16 protein-coding genes and 4 tRNA genes are annotated in these 21,757 nt (G+C 64.9%); 3 read left to right on the forward strand and 17 right to left on the reverse strand.

Annotated elements, in window-relative coordinates:
- Positions 1-44: 44 nt before the first annotated feature.
- The 3 genes from JKP78_RS15955 to JKP78_RS15965 all read left to right on the forward strand — a co-directional run bounded on the left by JKP78_RS15955 (position 45) and on the right by JKP78_RS15965 (position 4,938).
- Positions 45-2,600 carry a fimbria/pilus outer membrane usher protein gene (locus tag JKP78_RS15955; protein ID WP_200626959.1) on the forward strand — a complete coding sequence of 852 codons (2,556 nt, stop codon included), beginning with the start codon at positions 45-47 and terminating at the stop codon, positions 2,598-2,600.
- Between the two features lie 174 nt (positions 2,601-2,774).
- Complete coding sequence (locus JKP78_RS15960) at positions 2,775-3,893, forward strand: nitrilase-related carbon-nitrogen hydrolase (RefSeq protein ID WP_200626960.1); 1,119 nt, start codon at positions 2,775-2,777, stop codon at positions 3,891-3,893.
- A 4-nt stretch (positions 3,894-3,897) separates the two neighbouring features.
- A complete protein-coding gene (locus JKP78_RS15965; protein ID WP_186687274.1) occupies positions 3,898-4,938 on the forward strand; it encodes an AraC family transcriptional regulator in 1,041 nt (346 codons plus the stop codon).
- Between the two features lie 350 nt (positions 4,939-5,288).
- Here JKP78_RS15965 and JKP78_RS15970 read toward each other — a convergent pair whose 3' ends face one another.
- The 17 genes from JKP78_RS15970 to asd form a co-directional block, all read right to left on the reverse strand.
- Positions 5,289-6,119, reverse strand: coding sequence for a DUF2242 domain-containing protein (locus tag JKP78_RS15970; protein WP_170028954.1), 831 nt, complete (start codon positions 6,117-6,119; stop codon positions 5,289-5,291).
- 199 nt (positions 6,120-6,318) lie between these two features.
- Positions 6,319-6,395 (reverse strand) — tRNA-Asp (locus tag JKP78_RS15975).
- Between the two features lie 141 nt (positions 6,396-6,536).
- A tRNA-Asp gene (locus JKP78_RS15980) sits at positions 6,537-6,613 on the reverse strand.
- 100 nt (positions 6,614-6,713) lie between these two features.
- Positions 6,714-6,790 (reverse strand) — tRNA-Asp (locus tag JKP78_RS15985).
- A gap of 66 nt (positions 6,791-6,856) precedes the next feature.
- A tRNA-Val gene (locus JKP78_RS15990) sits at positions 6,857-6,932 on the reverse strand.
- Positions 6,933-7,161: 229 nt separating this feature from the next.
- On the reverse strand, positions 7,162-7,935 hold the full coding sequence (locus JKP78_RS15995) for an SDR family oxidoreductase (RefSeq protein ID WP_186687273.1): 774 nt from the start codon (positions 7,933-7,935) through the stop codon (positions 7,162-7,164).
- Entirely contained in the window at positions 7,932-9,143 is a 1,212-nt protein-coding gene (locus tag JKP78_RS16000) for an O-succinylhomoserine sulfhydrylase (protein WP_186687272.1), read from the reverse strand. The genes JKP78_RS15995 and JKP78_RS16000 overlap by 4 nt, the downstream gene beginning before the upstream one ends.
- A gap of 15 nt (positions 9,144-9,158) precedes the next feature.
- Complete coding sequence (gene purF / locus JKP78_RS16005; protein ID WP_170028951.1) at positions 9,159-10,664, reverse strand: amidophosphoribosyltransferase; 1,506 nt, start codon at positions 10,662-10,664, stop codon at positions 9,159-9,161.
- Between the two features lie 42 nt (positions 10,665-10,706).
- Positions 10,707-11,264: a CvpA family protein gene (locus JKP78_RS16010; protein ID WP_170028950.1), complete on the reverse strand. Its 558-nt coding sequence runs from the start codon at positions 11,262-11,264 to the stop codon at positions 10,707-10,709.
- Positions 11,265-11,544: 280 nt separating this feature from the next.
- The gene (locus JKP78_RS16015) at positions 11,545-12,228 is read right to left on the reverse strand and encodes an SPOR domain-containing protein (RefSeq protein WP_186687271.1); all 684 of its coding nucleotides are present in this window, start codon (positions 12,226-12,228) and stop codon (positions 11,545-11,547) included.
- A complete protein-coding gene (folC, locus tag JKP78_RS16020) occupies positions 12,212-13,519 on the reverse strand; it encodes a bifunctional tetrahydrofolate synthase/dihydrofolate synthase (protein WP_186687270.1) in 1,308 nt (435 codons plus the stop codon). Before folC ends, JKP78_RS16015 begins: the two co-directional genes overlap by 17 nt.
- The gene (gene accD, locus JKP78_RS16025; RefSeq protein WP_170028947.1) at positions 13,519-14,412 is read right to left on the reverse strand and encodes an acetyl-CoA carboxylase, carboxyltransferase subunit beta; all 894 of its coding nucleotides are present in this window, start codon (positions 14,410-14,412) and stop codon (positions 13,519-13,521) included. Before accD ends, folC begins: the two co-directional genes overlap by 1 nt.
- 217 nt (positions 14,413-14,629) lie before the next feature.
- Complete coding sequence (locus tag JKP78_RS16030) at positions 14,630-15,250, reverse strand: phosphoribosylanthranilate isomerase (protein ID WP_170028946.1); 621 nt, start codon at positions 15,248-15,250, stop codon at positions 14,630-14,632.
- A 61-nt stretch (positions 15,251-15,311) separates the two neighbouring features.
- Positions 15,312-16,172, reverse strand: a complete 861-nt coding sequence (gene truA / locus JKP78_RS16035) for a tRNA pseudouridine(38-40) synthase TruA (protein WP_186687269.1) — start codon at positions 16,170-16,172, stop codon at positions 15,312-15,314.
- 195 nt (positions 16,173-16,367) lie between these two features.
- On the reverse strand, positions 16,368-19,067 hold the full coding sequence (locus JKP78_RS16040) for a FimV/HubP family polar landmark protein (protein WP_200626962.1): 2,700 nt from the start codon (positions 19,065-19,067) through the stop codon (positions 16,368-16,370).
- Positions 19,068-19,138: 71 nt separating this feature from the next.
- On the reverse strand, positions 19,139-20,143 hold the full coding sequence (locus JKP78_RS16045) for an aspartate-semialdehyde dehydrogenase (RefSeq protein ID WP_200626963.1): 1,005 nt from the start codon (positions 20,141-20,143) through the stop codon (positions 19,139-19,141).
- Positions 20,144-20,624: 481 nt separating this feature from the next.
- Positions 20,625-21,737, reverse strand: coding sequence for an aspartate-semialdehyde dehydrogenase (gene asd / locus JKP78_RS16050; RefSeq protein WP_023660790.1), 1,113 nt, complete (start codon positions 21,735-21,737; stop codon positions 20,625-20,627).
- Between the last annotated feature and the right edge of the window lie 20 nt (positions 21,738-21,757).

Below are 21,757 nucleotides of genomic sequence, written 5' to 3' on the forward strand. Positions count from 1 at the left end.
CTCCCGTGCCCAGCCCGTGCCGGGACATGAAATAGGTTCCTCGTATGTCTTTGTCCATCGCCCCCCGCTCCGTAGACGGTGCCGATGCAGGCGCGCGCGCGCTCAATGGCGGCACGCCTCGCCCGGCCTGGAAGCTCAATGCCCTGTCATTGCTGCTGTGCAGCGCGCTGCCCGGCCTCGCGACGGCGCAGGACGATGCCCAGCTGCTGGGCTTCAACACCACCTTCTTGCAAGGTGCGCAATCGGCGGTCGACCTGCAATTACTGCTATCAGCCAGCAACGTGTTGCCGGGCAACTATCGGGTAGACCTGTACAGCAACGAGATACTGGTGGGCCGGCGTGACATCGACTTCAACCGCAACCCCAATACCGGGCGGGTGGAACCATGCCTGACCCTGGAACTGCTCGAGCAGTTGGGCATCGACATGGACAAGCTCAGGGCCCAGGGGCGCCTGGGTACCGCACAGGCCTGCCACGACCTGCCGACGCTGATCGACCAGGCCAGCCTGAGCTATGACTCGGGTCACCTGCGCCTGTCTGCCAGCATCCCGCAGGTCGCCATGAAGCGCGGCCTGCGCGGCTACGTCGACCCGCAACTGTGGGATGCGGGGGTGTCTGCGGCATTCGTCAACTATCAGTTCAACACCAGCCGCAGCGCCGGTGATGCCGAGACCCGCATCAACAACAACCTGAGCCTGCGCAACGGCATCAACCTGGGCAGCTGGCGCTTGCGCAACGAGTCGAACTTCAGCAGCGGCACCGGGCGCCCGGACAGCTTCAAGAGCAACCGCAGCTACGTGCAGCACGACGTGACCGCGCTCAAGGGCCAGTTCAGCGCCGGCGACATCTTCAGCGACAGCGACCTGTTCGACAGCGTGCGCTACCGGGGCCTGAAGCTGGCTTCGGACGAAGGCATGCGCGCCGACAGCGAGCGCGGCTACGCACCCGTGGTGCGGGGCGTGGCGCAGACCAGCGCCAGGGTCGAGATCCGCCAGAACAGCTACCTGCTGTACACCGCCAACGTACCGCCCGGCCCGTTCGAGATCAGCGACATCTACCCCAGCGGCTCCAACGGCGACCTGGAAATCACCATCATCGAGGCCGACGGTCGCCGCCGGGTCAGCGTGCAGGCGTTTTCCAGCCTGCCGCTGATGGTCCGTGGCGGCCAGGTCAAGTACAGCCTGTCCGCCGGGCGCTACAACAGCAACAGCGAGGGCCTGGCGACGCCGCAGATGCTCAGCACGACGCTGGCCTACGGCCTGACCAACACCGTGACCGGCGTCGTTGGCCTGCAAGCCACCGACGACTACAAGGCGCTGGCCGTGGGCAGCGGCCTGAACACGCTGCTGGGCGCCTTTTCGCTCGATGTCACCCATTCCTCGAGCAAGGCCCAGGGCCAGACCACCCAGGGCAACAGCCTGCGGGCGCTGTACGCCAAGACCTTCACCGGCACCGATACCAACTTCACCCTGGCCGCCTACCGCTACTCCACCGAGGGCTTCCGCACCCTCACCCAGCATATCGAGGACCAGAGCATCGACGCGATCAAGCGCAGCGGCAACTCCAAGACCCGCACCGACCTGACCATCAACCAGAGCCTGGGCCGCGACCGCGCACTCGGCAGCCTGTACCTGACGGCCACCGACCAGCGCTACTGGAACCGCGGTGGTTCGCAGAGCCTGTCCGCCGGCTACAGCAACAACTGGGGCGATATCTCCTACAACCTTGACGTCAGCCGCACCAAGGAGCTGGGAACCTCAGGCCCTGCGGGGCAGGACACCCAGTTCAACCTGTCGGTGTCGTTCCCGCTCGGCAGCCGCGCCCGCGCACCGCGGGCGTTCGTCACCGCCAGCACGCAGAAGGGCAACGACACCACCCAGGCCGGCATCAACGGCTACCTGTCGGAGACCAGCGACACCTTCTACTCGATCCAGGGCGGCCATAGCCGCACCAGCGGCAGCTCGGCCTCGGCCAACCTGAACACCCGCACCTCGGTCGCCGACATCAGCCTGGGCTACAGCCAGGGGCGCGGCTACGATTCGCAGAACCTCAACATCGCCGGCGCCGTGGTTGCCCACCAGGGCGGTATCAACCTTGGCCAGACACTCGGCGAAACCTTCGCCCTGGCCGAAGTACCAGGTGTGAAAGGTGCGAAGATCAGCAACTACAGCGGCGTGGAAACCGGGCGCAATGGCTATGCGGTGATCCCCAGTGCCCAACCCTATCGGGTCAACTGGATCAGCCTGGACACGCGCGACCTGGGTGGCGACATCGAGATCGACAACGCCACCCAGCAGCTGGTGCCTCGCCGCGGCGCCGTGGTGCTTGCCCGCTACACAGGCAAGAGCGGGCGTCGGGTGCAGTTCGAGCTGTTCGACGAGCGCGGCCAGTTGATACCGTTCGGGGCTTCGGTCGAAAACACCGAAGGCCGGCAGTTGGCGATTTCCGACCCGAGCGGTAAAGCCTTGGTGCTGCTGGAGCAGGACCAGGGCAGCCTGACCATCAAATGGGGTGAGCGCCAGTGCGCGGCCCACTACGACCTGCCGGAACGGGACACGGCGGTCAACTACGAGCGCCAGCGCCTTATGTGCCAACCGTGACACCCGGCCTGTCGCGCAGCAGAGAATGCGCCTAACTGCCCGGCAGCTTTGGTATGATCCAGTCGCGATACTGCAAACGCAGTGCAACAGGGACTCCAGAGCTGATGAATCAGGCTGCGTCATGTCCTTGATTTCTGCACGGCCGGTTCATTTTTAGGTGAAAGCTGAAGTTTGATGCGAAAACTCCTGGCAAGCACCCTGGCGCTGGTGATGGCCGCCGCACTCTGTGGCTACGGTTTCTGGACCCAGCAGCGCCCGGAAGGCCATTACCTGTCCGACCTGCGCATCGAACTGGCGCTGAACCATGGCGTACCCGGTGAGCACGGCAACCTGCTCGGCGTCGAGCCGCTGCTGTACCCGGGCGACTACCAGAACCTGCAACGCCTGCACCGCAAGCTCGCGGCCTACCTGGAGCAGGCCCGGGCCCAGGGCCTGGTCGGCCCGCGCACGGTGGTGGTGCTGCCCGAGCACATCGGTACCTGGCTGTGGGCGCGCGGCGAAAAGAACGAGCTGTACCAGGTCACGCAAAGCCGTGAAGCCCTGCAATGGCTGGAGCTGAGCAACCCGCTGCGCTATGGCCTGGCCATGCTCGGTGCTGACGGCGACGACCGCCGCGCCGACGCACACCTGCGCATGAAGGCCGAACAGATGGCCACGGATTACCAGCAACTGTTCGGTGGCCTGGCCAAGGAATTCAACGTGACCCTGGTAGCCGGCTCGATCGTGCTGCCCGCCCCCTATGTGAAGCAGGGCGTACTGCATGCCGGCAGCGGCCCGCTGTTCAACAGCAGCATGGTGTTCGCCGGCGACGGCTCGCTGCTGGGCCAGCCACAGCGTCAACAGTTCCCTGACAGCGAAATGCGCCGCTATGTCCACGATGGCCGCCAGCAGCCTTTGCAGGTCGTGCAAACCCCCGCCGGGCGCCTGGGGGTACTGGTGGGCAGCGACAGCTGGTACCCGGAAAACCACCAGCAACTGGCCCGCCAGGCAGTGGAACTGATCGCCAACCCGGTGTTCCTCAGCGGCAAGGGCAGCTGGCAGGCACCCTGGCGTGGCAATCGCCACCAGGACGCCAGCGCCAGGTTGCCCTTGCAGCGCGGCGAAGTCAGCGAACAGGCTGCCTGGCAGCACCTGACCAAGACCGCCGGTGCCAATGTCAGCAGCATGAGCGTGTTCATGCGTGGGCAGTTCTGGGAACAGGGCAGCGACGGCCAGGGCTTTGCCCACCAGGCTGGCGAACTGCTGGTGGGAACGCCCAGCCCTGGCGCCCGCCTGCTGAACCTGTGGCTGTAGGCCGATGGCCCGCCCCCGTGTGCGCCTGGGCGACCTTTCGGTCGGTTTTGTCCAGCCGCTGAGCGAGGCCCTGCGCGAGCTTGGCCACGCCCCTGAGCCGCTGTTGCAGCGCTATGGCCTGGATGCGGCTCGCCTGGGCGAGGCCAATGCACGCTTGTCGATACCGCGCTACATGCACCTGGGCCACGCCGCCATCGAACTGTGCGGCGAGGCTGCGCTGGGCCTGCACATGGGGCGCCTGAGCCGTCTGGCGCATGCCGGACTGGCCGGGGTCACCGCAGCCCAGGCGCCCTCCGTGGGCGAGGCGGCACGTACCCTGCTGCGCTTCGAACCGCTGTATGCGGCCAACTACCGTGGCCATTCCAGTTTTCATGAAGATGCCCAGGGCGCCTGGCTGCGCTTCTACTCGATCAGCCCCTACAACGCCTACAACCGGTTCGTCGTCGATTCCCTGCTCGCGGGCTGGTTGGCCCAGCTGAGCGACCTTGCCGGCACACCGGTCCAGGCAGAACGCCTGGAAATCGAATTTGCCGCCCCCGCCTACGCCGAGCGTTACCAGCCGTTGTGCGGCACACCTGTGCAATTTGCCGCCGAACGCAATCAATTGCGCCTGAGCCGCGCCACGCTGCAGCTGGCCAACCCCCGACACTGCCCAAGCACCTGGCAGCACCTGTTGCAATTGTGCGAGGCGGAGATGCTGCAACGCACGCGCGTACGCAGCCTGGGTGAGCGCATCACCCACCTGCTGGGCCCGATGCTCAATGGCGGTCGCGAACCGGACCTGGAAGAAGTGGCGCGGCACCTGCAACTGCCGACCTGGACCTTGCGCCGCAAGCTGGCCGAGGAAGGCACGCGTTTTCGCGACCTGCTCAACGAAACACGGCGCGACTTGGCCGAGACCTACATCCGCGATACGGAACTGGCCTTCGGCGAGATCGCCTATCTGTTGGGGTTTGCATCGGCCGAGGCCTTCCAGCGCGCTTTCAAGCGCTGGACGGGCCTTACGCCGGGGGAGTTCCGCCGCAGCCAGCGGCGGGTGGGCTAGAGCTCGGTAGCGTCGTCAGCCGGTTCCGGAGTGTCCAGTTCATAAGCCTGGTATTCGAGAAGTTCTTCCTGATATTCGTCCATCGACCTGCGTCCTCTCATCTCATGATTTTATCGGTGTCGCCTTCAACCTAAGCAGGTGGAGTGAAGGAATGATGACAATCTTATGAGTGGTAAACGTAGCAGGTGTTCAGGACATAATCACCGGGTGTCTGTAACAGGGGATGTGTTCGCCCTGTGCCGGCCTCTTCGCGGGCTTGCCCGCTCCCACAGGATCTCCATAGGCTCTGGAACTTGCGCATTATCTGTGGAAGCGGGCAAGCCCCGCGAGAGGCCGGTACAGGCTAAAAATCAGAGGGCGGGCGAAACGGCCTCGGCAGGCTGCGCTTGCTGCTGTACTTCAATAGGAGCCGCCTCCGCCGGCGGCGCCACCGGCTGCGAGCCCTGGCTGTCATCCACCACCGGTGCCGCTACTGCCTCATTGGCTGGGGTAACGGCAGCCGGGGCTGGCGCCGCTTCCACCAAGGGTGCCGCTGCCGGGGCTGGTGCCACCGGTGCCACCGCAGCCTGCTCCGGCAGCCCCAGGGCAGGCGCGGGCGCTTCGGCCTTCGGCGCGGGCTCCTCGACCTTGGCCTTGCTTTCCTGCTGCGGCTTGGGCTTGGGCAGATAGCTCTCCACCAGGGCGAAATAGCGATCATAGAACTGCGCCGCCGTCACCGTCTCGCTGGCCACCTTGACCATGGAGTCGTCGCTGGAGCCGATCGGCATCGACACAGAACCCAGCACGCCAACGCCCAGGCTGGCCGAGGTGTTGGACTTTTTCAGAGCATAGCGGTCCTGCAGGGCGTTGGCGAACATGGTCGAGCGCTGCTCGTCGCTCACATCCGGCGCACAGGTAACGTTGAAGCTGATCTGCAGGTGATTCTCGCTGTTCTGCTGGAAACTCTTGTTGCCCATCACCTGGTTGGCACCGCTGCTGGTGATGATGTAGCCCTGGCTGAGCAAGGCGCGCCGGGCGGCCTCGCAAGAGCCGGCATCGCTCACTGGGAAGCTGCGCGAAAAGGTGCCCGAGTCATCGAAATTCTCGTGCTCGTAGACGGCGGCTTTTTTCGAGGAACAACCGGTCACGCCCGCCAGCACCAGGGCCAGCCCGAGCGCACCAAAGACGGAAGATCTGGTCATTGCGTATTCCGGGTAAGTCAGAAAGGTGCCTATTGTGCAACACACGAGGCTGGCACAGGAACCGCTGATCGGTGAAGAGTCTGTCAGATTCGTGTAAATCTGGGGCAAGGCCGGCGATGGCCAGGCGTAGAAACGAAAAAAGCGACCATGAGGTCGCTTTATCGTACTTCGAGGCGTTCAAGGGGCCTTGAAGTGAAGATGGCGCAGCGGACGGGACTCGAACCCGCGACCCCCGGCGTGACAGGCCGGTATTCTAACCGACTGAACTACCGCTGCGTATCATTCAGGCTTGCGCCCGATTGAAACCTGGGTCTACCCTTCCGGCTCAATGGCCTCAGGACAGGCACAAAAAAAGCGATGACTGGATCGCTTTTCTTGTATTTGCTTCAAGGTGTTCAAGGGACCTTGAAACGAAGATGGCGCAGCGGACGGGACTCGAACCCGCGACCCCCGGCGTGACAGGCCGGTATTCTAACCGACTGAACTACCGCTGCGTATCGTTCAGGCTTGCGCCCGATTGAAACTGGGATCAGTCCAAGGCAGCTTGCCTTGCGACTTCAGACCGGTGCCAGGCACCCATCTGTTATTGAAAAATGGCGCAGCGGACGGGACTCGAACCCGCGACCCCCGGCGTGACAGGCCGGTATTCTAACCGACTGAACTACCGCTGCGCAGTGCGCTCCTCTCTGGCTATCGGCTTCTTGCGAAACCTCGAGCACCAGGAACTTCTCAGGAAGTGGTGGGTGATGACGGGATCGAACCGCCGACCCTCTGCTTGTAAGGCAGATGCTCTCCCGGCTGAGCTAATCACCCTCGCGATGTTGCTTGTTGCGTTTGCTTCGCTGAGGCCGCGAAATTTACGCAGGTGGTGAAGCTAAGTCAATAGCCCCGTTGGATTTTTTTCAAAAAAGGTCGGTTGGCTGCACCGACCTCTTCACGGGCTTGCCCGCTCCCACAGGATCTCCACCGATCTTGACCTATGTGAAATACCTGTGGGAGCGGGCGTGCCCGCGAAGAGGCCAATACAGGATATGCAGAATGCTCAGGTGTAGATCATCTTGCGGGTCATGCCGCCATCGACCACGAACTCCTGGCCGGTAACGAATGCCGCCTGGCGTGACAACAGCCAGGCCACCATGGCCGCGACGTCTTCCACCGTCCCTACCCTGCCGGTCGGATGCTGGGCATGGTCGGCCTCGGTCAACGGTTCGGCACGGCGCTGCGACGGGTCGCGGGCGTCGATCCAGCCCGGGCTCACCGCATTGACGCGGATCTCCGGGCCGAGGCTCATGGCCAGGGCATGGGTCAACGCCACCAGGCCGCCCTTGCTGGCTGCGTAGGCCTCGGTGTCGGGCTCGGACTGCCGCGCCCGGGTAGAGGTCAGGTTGACGATCGCCCCGTTGTGCGCACGCAGGTACGGCGCACAGTGCTTGGCCAACAGCATCGGGCCACTGAGGTTGACCGCCAGCACGCGGTTCCACTGCGCCAGGCTCAGGCTTTCCAGGGTGTGGTTGTGCGGGTTGGCAATGGCCGCGTTGCACACCAATGCGTCCAGGCGGCCAAACTGTCCCAGCACCTCGGATACCCCGGCACTGACCTGGGCCTCGTCGGCAACGTCCATGGTAACGAACCAGGCGTTATCACCCAAAGCCTTGGCCACCTTGGCGCCACGCGGCCGGTCGAGGTCACTGAGCACCACCTGCCAGCCTTCGCAGATCAGCCAGGCGGCAATGCCCAGGCCGATGCCGCGCGCGGCACCGGTGACCAGGGCGACCCGGCCATTATGGCCGGGCGCAGCGCCGCCGATCTCGATCACAGGGCCGCCAGCCCGCGCGCCAGGTCGGCCTGCAGGTCGGCCACGTCTTCCAGGCCCACGGCAACACGGATCAGGCTGTCGCGGATACCCGCGGCTTCACGCTCCTGCGGCGTCAGACGGCCGTGGGAGGTGGTGGCCGGGTGGGCAATGGTGGTCTTGCTGTCACCGAGGTTGGTGGTGATGGAGATCACCCGGGTAGCGTCGATGAAGCGCCAGGCGCCCTCTTTGCCGCCCTTGACCTCGAAACTGACCACCGCACCGAAGCCACTCATCTGGCGCTTGGCCAGCTCGTGCTGCGGGTGGCTCGGCAGGCCGGCGTAATGCACCTTCTCCACACCCTCCTGCTGCTCCAGCCATTCGGCCAGTGCCTGGGCACTTTCGCAGTGCGCACGCATGCGCAGGCGCAGGGTTTCCAGGCCCTTGGTGAAGATCCAGGCGTTGAACGGGCTGAGGGTCGGGCCTGCGGTACGCAGGAAACCGACCACCTCCTTCATCTGCTCGGCACGCCCGGCAACCACGCCGCCCATGCAGCGGCCCTGGCCGTCGATGAACTTGGTGGCCGAGTGGAACACGATGTCGGCACCGAGCTTCAGCGGTTGCTGCAGCGCCGGGGTGCTGAAGCAGTTGTCCACCACCAGCATGGCACCGTGGGCGTGGGCGATCTCGCTGAGGGCAGCGATATCGACCAGCTCGGCCAGCGGGTTGGACGGCGACTCGACGATCAGCAGCTTGGTGTTGGCCTTGATGGCCTTTTCCCAGCCGGCCAGGTCGACCAGCGGCACGTAGTCCACCTGCAAGCCAAAGCGCTTGAAGTACTTCTCGAACAGGCTGATGGTCGAACCGAACACGCTTTGCGACACCAGCACGTGGTCACCGGCGCTGCACAGCGACATCACCACGGCGAGGATCGCGGCCATGCCGGTGGACGTGCCCACGGCCTGTTCGGCGCCTTCCATGGCCGCCAGGCGCTCCTCGAAGGCGCGCACCGACGGGTTGGTATAACGCGAGTAGACGTTGCCCGGCGTTTCGCCGGCAAAGCGCGCGGCGGCGTCGGCAGCCGTGCGGAACACATAGCTGGAGGTCAGGAACAGCGCTTCGCTGTGCTCGGCCTCCGGTGTACGGTGCTGACCGGCGCGCACCGCAAGGGTGTCGAAACCGACACCCTCGAGGTCACTGTCCAGCCGCCCGGCATCCCATTGATCCGTCATGCCGTCGCTCCCGAATCAGTTGTTGTACAGGTCGATGATCGCGCTGACTGCCTGGTTCTTGACCTTGGCCAGGTCATTGCGGGCTTGCTCGATGCGGTCGAGGTAGGCCTCGTCGATGTCGCCAGTGACATATTCACCGTTGAACACCGCGCAGTCGAAGTGCTCGATCTTGATCTTGCCGCCACCGACCGACTCGATCAGGTCCGGCAGGTCCTGGTAGACCAGCCAGTCGGCGCCGATCAACTCGGCCACCTGTTCGGTGGTGCGGTTGTGGGCGATCAGTTCGTGAGCGCTCGGCATGTCGATGCCGTAGACGTTGGGGTAGCGCACCGCAGGGGCTGCGGAGCAGAAGTAGACGTTCTTGGCGCCGGCTTCGCGGGCCATCTGGATGATCTGCTTGCAGGTGGTGCCGCGCACGATCGAGTCGTCCACCAGCATCACGTTCTTGCCGCGGAACTCCAGCTCGATGGCGTTGAGCTTCTGGCGTACCGACTTCTTGCGCGCGGCCTGGCCGGGCATGATGAAGGTACGGCCGATGTAGCGGTTCTTGACGAAACCTTCGCGGAATTTCACGCCCAGGTGATTGGCCAGCTCCAGGGCCGCAGTGCGGCTGGTATCCGGGATCGGGATGACCACGTCGATATCGTGGTCCGGGCGCTCGCGCTGGATCTTCTCGGCCAGCTTCTCACCCATGCGCAGGCGCGCCTTGTACACCGACACGCCGTCCATGATCGAGTCCGGGCGAGCCAGGTAGACGTGCTCGAAGATGCACGGCTGCAGTTTCGGCGCGTCGGCGCACTGCTTGGTGTACAGCTGGCCTTCTTCGGTGATGTACACCGCTTCGCCGGGTGCCAGGTCGCGGATCAGGGTGAAGCCGAGCACGTCCAGGGCCACGCTTTCCGAGGCGATCATGTACTCCACGCCTTCGTCGGTATGACGCTGGCCGAACACCACCGGGCGGATGCCGTTGGGGTCGCGGAAACCGACGATGCCGTAGCCGGTGATCATCGCCACCACGGCGTAACCGCCGACGCAGCGGCTGTGCACGTGGGACACGGCGGCGAACACGTCTTCTTCGGTCGGCTGCAGCTTGCCGCGTACGGCCAGCTCATGGGCGAACACGTTCAGCAGCACTTCCGAGTCGGAGTTGGTGTTGACGTGACGCAGGTCGGACTCGTAGATCTCCTTGGCCAACTGCTCGACGTTGGTCAGGTTGCCGTTGTGTGCCAGGGTGATGCCGTACGGCGAGTTGACGTAGAACGGCTGTGCCTCGGCCGAGGTCGAGCTGCCCGCCGTCGGATAGCGCACGTGGCCGATGCCGATGTTGCCGACCAGGCGCTGCATGTGGCGCTGCTGGAAGACATCGCGCACCAGGCCATTATCCTTGCGCAGGAACAACCGGCCGTCATGGCTGGTCACGATACCGGCAGCGTCCTGGCCGCGGTGCTGGAGGACCGTAAGCGCGTCATACAGCGCCTGATTGACGTTCGACTTACCGACGATACCGACGATGCCACACATGCGACGCAACCCCTACTTTGACGAAACTTGAGTGAATAGCGCTCAGGGCTTTGCCGGCCCGAGCAACTGTTCCTTGAACGGAAGATCAGCCGGAGTGCCGATCAGCCCACTGGGTGTCCACTGGCCGGTAAAACCAAGGATCAGGTTTTTCGACCAGTCGGCAACCAAGAGAAATTGTGGTATCAGGCGTGATTCCTGCCACCAGGTGTCCTGTTGAACCGGCCCCAGGCTGATCAGCCCGATGGCCACCACCACCAGCAAGGCCCCGCGCGCGGCGCCGAAGGCCATGCCCAGGAAACGATCGGTGCCGGACAACCCGGTCACGCGGATCAGCTCGCCGATGAGGAAGTTGATCATGGCGCCTACCAGCAAGGTGGCGACGAACAGAATGGCGCAGCCGGCGATGACCCGCATCGATGGCGTCTGGATGTAGCTTTCAAGATATACCGAGAGCGAACCGCCGAACATCCAGGCAACCGCACCGGCAATGATCCAGATGAGCAAGGACATGGCTTCCTTGACGAAGCCGCGCTTGAGACTGATCAGTGTGGAGACGGCGATGATCGCGATGATCGCCCAATCAACCAGGGTAAATGCCACGGTGCTGCCTGCAGACGTTTGAGGCGGCGCATTTTACCAGAGCGGCGAGGGGTTGGGTAAGCGGAATGTCAGGTCGATTGGTGTTGGCTTCGTCGCCGGCAAGCCAGCGCCGACAAGGATTGCGCGCCAAAGCGAAACGCACGACTTCTGCAGGAGCGGCCTTGTCGCGATCGGGCCGCGCCGCGGCCCCAGCAATTTCGGCCATAGCAATAACCGAGGGGCCGCGGCGCGGCCCGATCGCGACACGAGGCCGCTCCTACACGGACCGAGTCAGCCAGTATCAGCTGCGCTCGGGCTGGAAACGCACCACAAAGCCCTTGAGGCTGTTCTGGCGGTTGATCGCATCGCGCATGCGCTCGGCCTCGGCGCGCTCGATCAACGGCCCCACGTACACCCGGTTCATGCCACCCGCCGAGCGGACATAGGCGTTGTAACCCTGGCTACGCAAGGTTTGCTGCAGCTTCTCGGCACCGGCGCGGTTGGACAGGCTGGCCAGCTGGATGGACCAACTCACCGGCAGGCCATTGACGTCGATCTTCGAGGGCGCTTCCGGTTTGGCCACGGTGGCGGCCGAGGCCGAAGCGACTGCCGGCTTGGGCTCCGGCTTGGGCTCGACCTTTGGTGCAGGAGCCTGGGCCTTGGGCGGCTGAGCCTGCGCCTGAGCCTGGGCCTGCGGCGACGGCGTGATCGGCTGGCTGGGCGGGCTCGCCGGTGCAGTGGATTCTTCTACCACCACCGGGGGCTGTTGTGGCTCTTGCGCAATGGCCTGTGGCTCCGGCACGGCGACCGGTTCCACCTTCACTTCCGGCAGGTTTGGCATGGCCGGTGCCTGCGGGGCCTCGACGTGCACCTGGCGCATCTCGTCCTCGCGGGTGAACAGCATCGGCAGGAAAATCACCGCCAGCGCCACCAGCACCAACGCACCCACCATGCGCTGTTTCATCCCTTTATCCAGCACTGCCATCTACTCCACCCTCCTGGGCGTGCCGCTCCAGCCATTCCAGCGCCTGGGCAACACAGAAAAACGAACCGAACAGCAGGATCTGGTCATCTGCCGTCGCCTGCGCGCATTGCCCCTCGAGGGCGGCGTCGACGCTGGCATAAGACTTCACCGCGGCGCCGAGGTTCGTCAAGGCCGCAGCCAGCTCGGCAGCCGGGCGGCTGCGCGGGGTGTCCAGCGGCGCCACCGCCCAGTCATCGACCAGGCCCTGCAGCGGCGCGACAACGCCGTCCAGGTCCTTGTCGGCGAGCAGTCCGAACACCGCCAGGCGGCGCCCCTTCAGCGGGCGGGCGGCCAGGCGTCGCGCCAGGTATTCTGCGGCGTGCGGGTTGTGCCCCACATCCAGCAACAGCTCCACCGGCCGCCCCTGCCAGCTCAGCAGCCGACGATCGAGGCGCCCGGTGATACGGGTATCCAGCAGCGCCTGGCGAATCTGCCCGGCGTCCCATGGCAGCCCCATCAGCAGGTAGGCCTGCAGGGCGAGCGCGGCGTTCTCCATCGGCAGGTCGAGCAATGGCAGGTCGGGCAACGCTACCGCCTCCCCCGTCGCGGCTGTCCCACGCCAGCTCCAGTGGCCATCGGCGCTGGCCAGGTCGAAATCGCGCCCGCGCAGGAACAATGGCGCAGCCAGCTCGGCGGCCTTGTCCAGCAGCGGCTGGGGCGGATCCAGGTCACCACACAGGGCAGGCTTGCCCTGGCGGAAGATCCCGGCCTTTTCAAAGGCCACCTGCTCGCGGGTATCGCCCAGGTAGTCGACATGGTCGACGCCGATGCTGGTCACCAGGGCCAGGTCGGCATCCACCACGTTGACGGTGTCCAGGCGCCCACCCAGGCCGACTTCCAGCACCACCGCGTCCAGTTGCGACTGGTAGAACAACCAGAACGCGGCCAGGGTGCCCATTTCGAAATAGGTCAGCGAAATATCGCCCCGCGCCGCTTCGACAGCGGCGAAGGCGTCACACAGGCGCTGATCGCTGGCTTCCTGGCCATCGATCAGCACCCGCTCGTTGTAACGCAACAGGTGCGGCGAGCTGTATACGCCGACCCTCAACCCCTGGGCACGCAGCAGCGACGCCACGAAGGCGCAGGTCGAGCCCTTGCCGTTGGTACCGGTCACCGTTACCACGCGTGGCGCCAGCTTGCCCAGCGCCAGCCGGGCAAGCACCTTCTGCGACCGCTCCAGGCCCATGTCGATGGCCGTGGGGTGCAACTGCTCGAGGTAGGCGAGCCATTCGCCCAGGGATCGTTGTTTCATCACGCGACGGCAGCCGCCTCACGCGCCTGCTCCGGGGTTTTCTGGCCAGTCATCTGCGCCAGCAGGCGGGCCAGACGCGGACGCAGCTCACCACGCGGGATGATCAGGTCGATGGCGCCGTGCTCCAGCAGGAACTCGCTGCGCTGGAAGCCTTCCGGCAGTTTCTCGCGTACGGTCTGCTCGATCACGCGTGGGCCGGCGAAACCGATCAGGGCCTTTGGCTCGCCGACGATCACGTCGCCGAGCATCGCCAGGCTGGCGGAAACGCCACCGTACACCGGGTCGGTCAGTACCGAGATGAACGGGATGCCTTCTTCACGCAGGCGCGCCAGCACGGCCGAGGTCTTGGCCATCTGCATCAGCGAGATCAGGGCTTCCTGCATGCGCGCACCACCCGAGGCGGAGAAGCAGACCATCGGGCAGCGGTGTTCCAGAGCGTAGTTGGCGGCGCGCACGAAACGCTCGCCGACGATAGCGCCCATCGAGCCACCCATGAACGAGAACTCGAAGGCACTGACCACGATCGGCATGCCCATCAGGGTGCCGCTCATGGAGATCAGCGCGTCTTTCTCGCCGGTCTGCTTCTGGGCACCGGCCAGGCGGTCCTTGTACTTCTTGCCATCACGGAACTTCAGGCGGTCGACCGGCTCCAGGTCGGCGCCCAGTTCGGCACGGCCATCGGCGTCGAGGAAGATGTCGATGCGCGCACGTGCGCCGATGCGCATGTGGTGGTTGCACTTGGGGCAGACATCCAGGGTCTTTTCCAGCTCCGGACGATACAGCACGGCCTCGCAGGCCGGGCACTTGTGCCACAGGCCTTCAGGCACCGAGCTCTTCTTCACCTCGGAACGCATGATCGAAGGGATCAGTTTGTCGACTAACCAGTTGCTCATGCTTTCTTTCTCCAGTATCGGCAGGCAGCGGCCGCTATCGCCGGCCCTGCCCTTGAGCTCACAATCTTGTATGAAACGATGATGGACCGACCGCCGGGGCTTCCGGCGCGCCACTCCACCGCTAATGTGTCGTTCTGCCGCCTCAGGCGCAGGCGGCTGCCCAACAGGGCTGCGAAAGCTATGGACGATGGCGCGCAGCCAGCCGTCACATCTGCCATCACGCCTGTTTCACCGCCCGCACGAAGGCTTCGATCTTCGCCGCATCCTTGATGCCCTTGGCCTGCTCCACGCCGCCACTGACATCCACCGCGTATGGCCGCACCTGGGCGATGGCCTGGCCGACATTGTCGGCCGACAGCCCACCGGCCAGGATGACCGGCTTGCTCAGGCGCGCCGGTACCAGCGACCAGTCGAATGCCTCACCGGTACCTCCGGGTACGCCAGGTACGTATGTGTCCAGCAGAATGCCGCGGGCGCCGGCGTATAGCCGGCAAGCCGCCTCCAGGTCGTCGCCCGGGCGCACCCGCAGGGCCTTTATCCAGGGGCGCTGGTAGCCTTCGCAGTCCTGCGGGGTTTCATCGCCGTGGAACTGTAGCAGGTCCAGCGGCACCGCTTCGAGAATCTCGTTCAGCTCGCAGCGTGTGGCGTTGACGAACAGCCCCACCGTGGTCACGAACGGCGGCAGTGCGGCGATGATCGCCCGTGCCTGACGCACGTCCACCGCGCGTGGGCTCCTGGCGTAGAACACCAGGCCGATGGCATCAGCCCCGGCCTCGGCAGCGGCCAGTGCGTCTTCGATGCGGGTAATACCGCAGATCTTGCTGCGAACGTTGCTCATGGACAGCGAACCCTGCTGGTGGCAGTGAAAGGCCGGATGTTAACAAATGACGTTTGGCCCGTCAGTCAGCCAGTGCCTCGTAGCCGGTCAAAAAGTGTGGGCCGATGTAACGTTTGGGCAGGGCATACTCCTCGGGGTACTCCACCTGCACCAGGTAGAGCCCGTACGGGTGCGCCGTGACCCCGCCTGCGCGGCGATTGCGCCCCTCCAGCACCTCACGCGCCCAGGCCACCGGGCGTTCGCCGGCACCGATGGTCATCAGGACGCCGGCAATGTTGCGCACCATGTGGTGCAGGAAGGCGGTGGCGCGTACATCCAGCACGATCATCTGGCCATGGCGGGTCACGCGCAGGTGGTAGATGTGCTTGATCGGCGACTTGGCCTGGCACTGGCTGGCACGGAAGGCGCTGAAATCATGGGTGCCAAGCAGGTACTGGGCAGCTTGCGCCATGCGCTCGACATCCAGCGGGCGATGGTTCCAAGTGACCTCCTCAGCCAGGTGCGCCGGGCGGATCGGGTCGTTGTAGATGACGTAGCGGTAACGCCTGGCACAGGCCTTGAAACGGGCGTGGAAGTCGGCCGGCATCGGCCGCGACCAGACCACACTGATGTCATGCGGCAGGTTGAAGTTGGTACCCATGGTCCAGGCGCGCTCGTCGCGCACGGCGCGGGTGTCGAAATGCACGACTTGCCCGCAGCCGTGTACGCCGGCATCGGTGCGCCCGGCGCAGATGACCGAGATCGGCTCGTTGGCCACCTTGGACAAGGCTTGTTCGAGCGCCTGCTGGACACTCGGCACACCACTGGCCTGGCGCTGCCAGCCGCGGTAGCGCGCACCTTTGTATTCCACGCCCAGGGCGATGCGAGAGTAGCCTTCGGCCGCAGACTCGGCGGCGGCGGTGTCGATGATGTCCAAGAGCATGAAACCTGTGGGGGTGTACGGAATGGCGGGGATTATAACGACAACGGCAGCCGTGTTGGGCTGCCGTCGGATCTGCACGGTCTTTGATGGTTTCTTCGCGGCTGAACCCGCCTCCACAGGGACTCCACGGGTTCAAGGCCCCGGGGTAACTTGTGGTAGCGGGTTTACCCGCGAAAAGGCCCAGGCTTGCCTGCCTCAAATCAGACGGGAAAGCATGTCCTCGGCTTCCTGGCGCTGACTTTCATCGCCATCCTTGACCACTTCGTCGAGGATGTCACGCGCCCCCTGGTGATCGCCCATGTCGATATAGGCACGGGCCAGGTCAAGCTTGGTGGCCACTTCGTCGCTGCCGGAGAAGAAGTCGAAGTCGAGGTCGTCCAGTGGCTCGGGCTCTGGCTGGGCAGCCGCGTCTTCGCTGGTGAAGTGCGGCTCCAGCGAGGGGGACTCGAGGCTCTGCGACAGCTTGTCCAGCTCGGCGTTGACGTCGTCCAGCTCGGAGGCAAAGCTCTTGGCTGCCGGCGAATCGTCTTCCAGCGACAACGACAGGTCGAAGTCGGACGGCAGGTCGAATTCGGACAATGGGTCGAACGCCGGCACGCTGTCGAAGGCGGCCAGTTCCGCAGCGACATCCACCGTGGGCTCGTCGGCCGCCGCCGGGGCAGCCGGGGCAACCGGCTCGCTGACATCGAGGTCGAAATCGGCCAGGTCGACCGTGGGTTGCGCTTCGGCTTGGGCCAGCATGGCCTCGAAATCGGCGTCGGCATCGGCCTGCAGCTCGGCATCGACGGCAAACGGCTCTTCTTCTGCCGGAACCTCTGGCGGCAGAGGCTCATCCAGTACCGGCTCATCCAGCACTGGCGCGGCCAGCGGGCCATCCTCGGGCAGGTCATCACCCAGGCTCAGGTCGAAGGCACTGTCCAGGTCCTGTTCGTCCAGGCCCGGCACATCGAGGGTCGGCACTTCATCGAAGGCATCCAGCTCGGCTTCCGGCTCGGGTGCTGCTTCAGGCTGCGCTGGCGCGACGGCCTCCGGCTCGACCGCCAACTCCGGCTCGAGGGTCGGCAGGTCGTCCAGCCCGAGATCGGCAGCCGCTGGGGTTTCAGGCTGATCCTGCAGCAAGCCCTGCACATACTGTTCGTCCATCTCGGCAGCCAGGGCCGCAGCACCGAGGCCGGCAGCAGCCAGGCCGAGCATGGCCGGGTAGCGTTCCTTCAAGCTGGCAACTGCGGCAGTGTTCTGCTCGCTGGTCGGCAGCTTGCGCTCCTGCTCGGCGAAGGCGCTCTGGTCACCCTGGCGGGCGTACACATCCATCAGTTGCAGGCGCAGGTCATCACGCTGCGGCGCGGCGGCCACAGCGGGCTCCAGCAGGTCGGCAGCACGGTTCAGGCGGCCGGCGGCCAGGCATTGCCCAACTTCCTCCAGCAGCGCGGCGTACGGGTCGGCTTGCGCCTCGGGCTGCGCTTCGACGGCAGCTGTCGGCGGTTTTTCCGCTGCTGCTGCGGCGGCGGCCGAAGCGGCGACCACGGCTGGCGACAGGGTCACGCTCGGCGCCGAGACCTCGACGCCCTCGAGGCTTGCGCTGTCGTTGTCGAAGCCTGCGCCCTGCTCTTCTTCCAGTGCGCGCGCCATGCGCAGATGTTTTTCGGCTTCCTGCTGGGCCTTGCGCTTGCGCGCCAGCAGCAACAGCAGAAGCAGCAGCACGAGGAATGCACTGCCGGCAATCAGCCCCAGCAGCAGCGGGTTGCCGGTGATTTCGTCCAGCACACCGCCAGGCTGCTCATTGACTGCTGCCTCGGTGGCTGGCGCCGGCTCGGGCGCCGTATCCACGGCGGCAGGTGCAGGCTTGACCACGGGTTGCGCATCGGCTGCAGGCTGGGCCGGGGCAGCTGCGCCCTGGGCCTCCAGCTGGGCCAACTGGTTGTTCTTCAGCTCGATCAGACGCTGCAGCTTGTCCAGCTGGCTCTGCAGGTCGGCCATGCGGCTCTTGAGCTCTTCGTTGTCGCGACGGCTGGTATCCAGGCTTTCCTCGGCCACGGCCAGCTTGTCGCTGAGTGCCTTGGCCTGGTCGGCGCCGGCCTGGGTGCCCGGGCTGACCAGGCGCAGGTTGTCGCCCTGGGCAATGCGCGCCGGCGCTGCATCGGCGGCACCGCGACGGGTGGCATCCAGCTGGCGGGCACGTGGGCCCAGACGGCGGCCTTCACGCCAGGCCGCATACTGCTCGGCCACCTCACGGGTCGCCTCGCCCTGCGCAATACTCTGGATCTGCTGCTGGTCGGGCAGGCGCAGCACCTGGCCCACCTTCAGCTGGTTGATGTTGTTGCCGATGAAGGCGTCCGGGTTCAGCGCCTGGATCGCGATCATGGTCTGCTGGATCGAGCCACCCTGGGTGTTGCGCGCGGCAATCTGCCACAAGGTGTCACGACGTTGGGTGGTGTAGCTGCCGGCACTGGTCACCGCCGGTGCGACATTGCCTGCCGCCGGCTTGTCGCCCTGGGCCTTGGCCTGGTCTAGCAGCACACTGTAGTCACGCAGCAGACGGCCCTGCGGCCACATCACCTGGACCAGGAACTTGACCACCGGCCCGGGCAGCGGCTGGCTGGAGGTTACCCGCAGCACACTCCTGCCGTTGGGGTTGATCACCGGCGTGAAGGTCAGGTCTTCGAGGTAAGGCGGCAGCGCCACCCCGGCCTTGCTGAACTCTTCCGGCGGCGCCAGGCTCGGCGCCACTTCGGCGGCGGTGAGGTCGCGCACGTCCAGCAGCTCGATCTCGGCGTCCAGCGGCTGGTTCTGTGCCGACTTGAGGGTCAACTCCCCCAGGCCCAGGGCATTCGCCATGCCTGATGACAGCGCCGATGCTGCAGCCATGGCCAGAACCAGTTTGCGAATTCGAAGCATGACCTCTTCCCTTGTATGAAGCGTCCTGAAACCTGCATGCGGAGCAGGACAAAATTGCTCGCCAGTATCTTTTACGGCATGTGTTTAATCAACAATTGCGCCACTTGCACGGCGTTCAGCGCGGCGCCTTTGCGCACGTTGTCGGTGGTCAGCCAGAGGTTGAGCTGCTGGTCTTCATCAACACCATGCCGTACACGACCAACATAGACCACGTCTTGGCCCACTGCGTCACCAACCGGGGTCGGATAATCGTCGCGTTCCACCAGTTCGACACTGTCGGCGGCCTCGAGTGCCTGTTGAATCGCCTCCAGGTCGACCGGGCGACGGCTCTGCACCGCCACACTGAAGCTATCGCCAAAAAACACCGGGACTTGAACACAGCTCACGGAAATCTTCAGTTCAGGCATGCCCAGTAGCACACGCAGCTCGCTGACCAGGCGCCGCTCCAGCGCGGTATGGCCCTGTTCATCGGCAGCACCCACCTGGGCCAACAGGTTGAATGCGACCTGACGATCGAAGAAGCGTGGCTCCAGCGGCCGGGCATTGAGCAGCTCGGCGGTTTGCCGGGCCAGCTCAGTGACGGCTTCGCGGCCCTGTGCGGACACCGCCAGCGCCGCCATCACCTGCACTCGCTCGATATCCAGCAGGCCTTTGAGCGGTGCCAGCGCCACAGCCAGGGCAACGGCGGCCGAGCACGGGCTGACGATACGCGCAGGCAGCGCCAGGCCGGCCAGGCGTTCGGCGTTGGCTTCGGGCACCAGGGCCAGGGCGCCGTCCAGGCCGCCGGACAGGTCGATAACCGTACAACCCGCCTGCAGCGCCTTGCCGGCAAAACTGCGGCTGACGGCGGCGCCGGTGGCGAAGAAGGCGAGTTTGACCTGGGCGAAGTCGAAGCTGTCCACTTCGCGTACTTTCAGCTTCTTGCCGGCGAACATCACGCTGTTACCGGCGGACTCCATGCTGGCCAGCAGGTGCAGCGTGCCGACCGGGAAGGCCAGTTCTTCGAGGATCTGTACCAGGGCTTCACCGACGCTGCCGGTGGCGCCGACGACGGCGATGTCCAAAGGGTTTGTCATGGAAGGAATCCTTTTGCTGAAAACGGCGGGGGCGGCACTTTACTTGGATTGTCGATGTTTGTCTTTGCTGGCGTATCGTGGGTATGCGGGCTGAACGCGTGATCGCCGGTATGGGTGGGTCGCGGGGTTTTCGGCGCCTGTGAGATCGAGCGCCGCCCGCGCGGCTCATCGCGAGCTGCGCTCGCTCCTACGTTTGTTTCGGGCCAATCATTTCTGTGGGATTTGCGCGCGGCCCCCTTTGGCGCATGGCGTGCCATCGCGTCGTACCAACCAGGCGGTCGCGCGCGCCTGCCACAGGCGTTACTGGCCCGAAATAAACGTAGGAGCGAGCGCAGCTCGCGATGAGCCGCGCGGGCGGCGCTCGATCTCACAGGCGCCAACCATGTCGCGCCATACACTTGCCGCCCTACCCACCCCACAATCAGCTGCAAAAAAAAACCCGCACTGTCGCCAGCACGGGTTTTCGGTCACACCAGAACGATCAACGCTCCAGCAGGATCCGCAGCATGCGACGCAGCGGTTCGGCCGCGCCCCACAGCAGCTGGTCACCGACGGTGAACGCACCGAGGTACTGCGACCCCATGTTCAGCTTGCGCAAGCGGCCAACCGGAATATTCAAGGTCCCGGTCACCTTGGTCGGGGTCAGCTCCTGCATGCTGATCTCCCGCTGGTTCGGCACCAGTTTCACCCAAGGGTTGTGCTGGCTGATCATGCCTTCGATGTCGGCGAGCGGCACATCCTTGTTCAGCTTGATGGTCAGCGCCTGGCTATGGCAACGCATGGCGCCGATGCGCACGCAGATGCCGTCCACCGGGATCGGGCTCTTGAAGCGCCCGAGGATCTTGTTGGTCTCGGCCTGGGCCTTCCACTCTTCGCGGCTCTGGCCGTTCGGCAGCTCCTTGTCGATCCACGGGATCAGGCTACCAGCCAGCGGCACACCGAAGTTCTCGGTCGGGAACGCTTCGCTACGCATGGTTTCGGCAACCTTGCGGTCGATGTCGAGGATGGCGCTGGCCGGGTTGGCCAGGTCATCGGCCACCGCGGCGTGGGTAGCGCCCATCTGCTTGATCAGCTCACGCATGTTCTGCGCGCCAGCACCCGAGGCCGCCTGGTAGGTCATGGCGCTCATCCACTCGACCAGGCCGGCTTCGAACAGGCCACCCAGGCCCATCAGCATCAGGCTGACGGTGCAGTTGCCGCCGATGTAGTTCTTGGTGCCCGCGTCCAGTTGCTGGTCGATGACCTTGCGGTTGACCGGGTCGAGGATGATCACCGCGTCATCCTGCATGCGCAGGGACGAAGCGGCATCGATCCAGTAGCCCTGCCAGCCGGCTTCACGCAGCTTGGGGAAGACCTCGTTGGTGTAGTCGCCGCCCTGGCAGGTCAGGATCACGTCGAGGGTCTTGAGTTCTTCGATCGAATAAGCGTCCTTGAGTGGAGCAGTATCCTTGCCCACGTTCGGGCCTTGGCCACCGACGTTGGAGGTGGTGAAGAACACCGGCTCGATAAGGTCGAAATCCTGCTCCTCCAGCATCCGCTGCATGAGCACGGAACCGACCATACCGCGCCAACCGATCAGACCTACACGTTTCATCGCAACTACACCTTTGCTAA

The organism is Pseudomonas sp. LAM2023 (genome assembly GCF_016620375.1).
GTDB lineage: Bacteria > Pseudomonadota > Gammaproteobacteria > Pseudomonadales > Pseudomonadaceae > Aquipseudomonas > Aquipseudomonas anuradhapurensis.

Coding starts and splice junctions, on each gene's coding strand:
- JKP78_RS15955 (WP_200626959.1), top strand. CDS start 45: ATGTCTTTGTCCATCGCCCCCCGCTCCGTAGACGGTGCCGATGCAGGC.
- JKP78_RS15960 (WP_200626960.1), top strand. CDS start 2,775: ATGCGAAAACTCCTGGCAAGCACCCTGGCGCTGGTGATGGCCGCCGCA.
- JKP78_RS15965 (WP_186687274.1), top strand. CDS start 3,898: ATGGCCCGCCCCCGTGTGCGCCTGGGCGACCTTTCGGTCGGTTTTGTC.
- JKP78_RS15970 (WP_170028954.1), bottom strand. CDS start 6,119: ATGACCAGATCTTCCGTCTTTGGTGCGCTCGGGCTGGCCCTGGTGCTG.
- JKP78_RS16000 (WP_186687272.1), bottom strand. CDS start 9,143: ATGACGGATCAATGGGATGCCGGGCGGCTGGACAGTGACCTCGAGGGT.
- purF (WP_170028951.1), bottom strand. CDS start 10,664: ATGTGTGGCATCGTCGGTATCGTCGGTAAGTCGAACGTCAATCAGGCG.
- JKP78_RS16015 (WP_186687271.1), bottom strand. CDS start 12,228: ATGGCAGTGCTGGATAAAGGGATGAAACAGCGCATGGTGGGTGCGTTG.
- folC (WP_186687270.1), bottom strand. CDS start 13,519: ATGAAACAACGATCCCTGGGCGAATGGCTCGCCTACCTCGAGCAGTTG.
- accD (WP_170028947.1), bottom strand. CDS start 14,412: ATGAGCAACTGGTTAGTCGACAAACTGATCCCTTCGATCATGCGTTCC.
- JKP78_RS16030 (WP_170028946.1), bottom strand. CDS start 15,250: ATGAGCAACGTTCGCAGCAAGATCTGCGGTATTACCCGCATCGAAGAC.
- truA (WP_186687269.1), bottom strand. CDS start 16,172: ATGCTCTTGGACATCATCGACACCGCCGCCGCCGAGTCTGCGGCCGAA.
- JKP78_RS16040 (WP_200626962.1), bottom strand. CDS start 19,067: ATGCTTCGAATTCGCAAACTGGTTCTGGCCATGGCTGCAGCATCGGCG.
- JKP78_RS16045 (WP_200626963.1), bottom strand. CDS start 20,143: ATGACAAACCCTTTGGACATCGCCGTCGTCGGCGCCACCGGCAGCGTC.
- asd (WP_023660790.1), bottom strand. CDS start 21,737: ATGAAACGTGTAGGTCTGATCGGTTGGCGCGGTATGGTCGGTTCCGTG.